The sequence below is a fragment of the Aeromicrobium sp. genome (assembly GCF_025965075.1).
Classification (GTDB): Bacteria; Actinomycetota; Actinomycetes; order Propionibacteriales; family Nocardioidaceae; genus Aeromicrobium.
On the sequence record NZ_JAOPXQ010000121.1, the window covers coordinates 1 to 2866 of the forward strand.

General features: G+C 69.2%; 4 protein-coding genes. All 4 read left to right on the plus strand.

Features of this window, described 5'->3' with window-relative positions; translation table 11 throughout:
- Nucleotide 1: 1 nt before the first annotated feature.
- Nucleotides 2-196 carry a ubiquitin-like protein Pup gene (locus JWQ91_RS07795; protein ID WP_297782295.1) on the plus strand — a complete coding sequence of 65 codons (195 nt, stop codon included), beginning with the start codon at nucleotides 2-4 and terminating at the stop codon, nucleotides 194-196.
- A complete protein-coding gene (gene prcB / locus JWQ91_RS07800) occupies nucleotides 196-1017 on the plus strand; it encodes a proteasome subunit beta (RefSeq protein WP_297782298.1) in 822 nt (273 codons plus the stop codon). Before JWQ91_RS07795 ends, prcB begins: the two co-directional genes overlap by 1 nt.
- A 37-nt stretch (nucleotides 1018-1054) precedes the next feature.
- Nucleotides 1055-1750, plus strand: a complete 696-nt coding sequence (prcA, locus tag JWQ91_RS07805; protein ID WP_297782296.1) for a proteasome subunit alpha — start codon at nucleotides 1055-1057, stop codon at nucleotides 1748-1750.
- Between the two features lie 150 nt (nucleotides 1751-1900).
- A partial coding sequence (gene pafA / locus JWQ91_RS07810; protein ID WP_297782297.1) for a Pup--protein ligase occupies nucleotides 1901-2866 on the plus strand: 966 nt, incomplete at its 3' end.

Sequence of the window (2866 nt, forward strand, 5' to 3'; positions counted from 1 at the left end):
CATGTCTGAGCAGCAGCACAAGAGCACCCGCAAGGCCACCGAGGCCGAGGAGCAGGTCGAGACGACCGAGGTCGACGCCGAGAGCAAGGCCAAGCTCGACGACGACGTCGACTCGATCCTCGACGAGATCGACGACGTGCTCGAGGAGAACGCCGAGGAGTTCGTCCGCAGCTTCGTGCAGAAGGGCGGGCAGTGATGCTGCCTGAGGGCACCCGCCTGACCGACTCATCCTCCTTCGCCGACTACCTCGCCGAGACCGCCCCCGAGCTCATGCCGGGCGCGGCCTCCCGCGCGAGCGGCGCCTACTCCGACATCGCCCCGCACGCCACGACGATCGTCGCGGCGACCTTCGACGGTGGTGTCGTGATGGCGGGCGACCGCCGCGCCACGATGGGCAACGTGATCGCCCAGCGCGACATCCAGAAGGTCTTCCCGGCCGACGAGTACTCCTGCATCGGCATCGCCGGCAGCGCGGGACTCGCGATCGAGATGGTGCGGCTGTTCCAGGTCGAGCTCGAGCACTACGAGAAGATCGAGGGCATCGTCCTGTCTGCCGACGGCAAGGCCAACCGCCTCGCCGCCCTGATCCGCGGCAACCTCGGCCTGGCGATGCAGGGGCTCGCGGTCGTGCCGCTGTTCGCCGGCTTCGACCTGGAGACGCAGCAGGGCCGCATCTTCTCCTACGACGTGACCGGCGGGCGCTACGAGGAGCACAGCGGCTTCCACTCCGTCGGCTCCGGCTCGGTGTTCGCCCGCGGCTCGCTCAAGAAGCTCTACAGCCGCCAGCTCACCGAGGGCGACTGCGTCACGGCGGCGATCCAGGCGCTCTATGACGCCGCCGACGACGACTCGGCCACCGGTGGCCCCGACCTGACCCGGCGCATCTTCCCGGTCGTCTCGGTCGTCACGTCCGACGGATACCGCCGGCTCGCGGACGACGAGGTCGGCGCGATCGCCGACGACGTCATCGGGGGCCGCCTCGTGCGCCCCGACGGCCCCGCCGCCCCCCTGAACTGACACCCCCGCTGGACTCCCGGCACGTGAGAGGACCCCGATGACGCAACAGTTCTACGTCTCGCCCGAGCAGCTCATGAAGGACCGGGCGGACTTCGCCCGCAAGGGCATCTCCCGCGGACGCAGCGTCGCCGTCATCCTGTACGCCGACGGGATCCTCTTCGTCGCGGAGAACCCGTCGCAGGCGCTGCACAAGATCAGCGAGATCTACGACCGCATCGGCTTCGCCGCGGTGGGCCGCTACAACGAGTTCGAGAACCTCCGCATCGCCGGCGTACGCCTGGCCGACATGCGCGGCTACTCCTACGACCGCCGGGACGTCACGGGCCGCAGCCTCGCCAACGCGTACGCCCAGACGCTCGGCACGATCTTCTCCTCGGGGGCCGAGAAGCCCTACGAGGTCGAGATCTTCGTCGGCGAGCTGGGCCACGAGGCGTCGGCCGACCAGGTCTACCGGCTGATGTACGACGGCTCGGTCGCCGACGTGCAGGGCTTCGGCGTCATGGGCGGCCAGAGCGAGCAGGTCGAGACGTATCTCGGCGAGAACTACACGGCCGGCCTCGACCTCGCCGCCGCGATCAGGCTCGCCGTCACGGCCCTGGGCCAGGACACCGATCCGGCCCGTACGGTCGAGGCCTCGGCCCTCGAGGTCGGCATCCTCACCCGGGCCCGGCCGCAGCCCCGCAAGTTCCGCCGTCTCCGCGACGCCGATGTCGTCGCCGCCCTCCAGGCCTGACGGGACGGTGAGTTCTCAACCTCATCTCGCGGCATGAGGTGGCAGACACCCCGTCGTATGGTCCGAGGGGTTGCGGATCCAGCTTCCCGAGCCCGGGGCAGTTCGCGCGTCGTCCCGCGCGGTTGACCCCTCCGGACTAGGCTGAACGACATGGACCGGCGGATCTTCGGTATCGAGAACGAGTACGGCGTCACGTGCTCGTTCAAGGGTCAGCGCCGGTTGTCGCCCGACGAGGTCGCCCGCTACCTGTTCCGCCGGGTCGTGTCCTGGGGCCGGAGCAGCAATGTCTTCCTCCGCAACGGCGCCCGCCTCTACCTCGATGTCGGCAGCCACCCCGAGTACGCGACTCCCGAGTGCGACGACCTGGTCGACCTGGTGACGCACGACCGGGCGGGGGAGCGGATCCTCGAGGGGCTCATGATCGACGCCCAGAAGCGGCTCGCCGACGACGGCGTCGAGGGTGACATCTACCTGTTCAAGAACAACACCGACTCGGCCGGCAACTCGTACGGCTGCCATGAGAACTACCTCGTCAACCGGCAGGGCGAGTTCGCCCGGCTCGCCGACGTGTTGATCCCGTTCCTCGTGTCGCGGCAGATCATCTGCGGCGCGGGCAAGATCCAGCAGACGCCGCGCGGCACGATCTTCTCGGTCAGCCAGCGCGCCGAGCACATCTGGGAGGGGGTCTCCAGCGCCACGACCCGCTCCCGGCCCATCATCAACACCCGCGACGAGCCGCACGCCGACGCCGAGCGCTTCCGCCGCCTGCACGTTATCGTCGGCGACTCGAACATGAGCGAGACCACGACGCTGCTCAAGGTGGCGACGACCGATCTCGTGCTCCGGATGATCGAGGCCGGCGTCTCGATGCGCGACATGACGCTCGACAACCCGATCCGCGCGATCCGCGAGATCGCCCACGACATGACGGGCCGCCGCAAGGTGCAGCTGGCCAACGGCCGCGAGCTGTCGGCGCTGGAGATCCAGGCCGAGTACTTCGGCAAGGCGGCCGAGTTCGTCGACAAGCACGGGCTGCACACGCCGACCATCACCCGCACCCTCGACCTGTGGGAGCGGACGCTCAAGGCCGTCGAGTCCGAGGACCTGTCGCTCGTC

Excerpts from the sequence above, each read along its gene's own strand:
- JWQ91_RS07795 (WP_297782295.1), top strand. The coding sequence starts at position 2 with ATGTCTGAGCAGCAGCACAAGAGCACCCGCAAGGCCACCGAGGCCGAG.
- prcB (WP_297782298.1), top strand. The coding sequence starts at position 196 with ATGCTGCCTGAGGGCACCCGCCTGACCGACTCATCCTCCTTCGCCGAC.
- prcA (WP_297782296.1), top strand. The coding sequence starts at position 1,055 with ATGACGCAACAGTTCTACGTCTCGCCCGAGCAGCTCATGAAGGACCGG.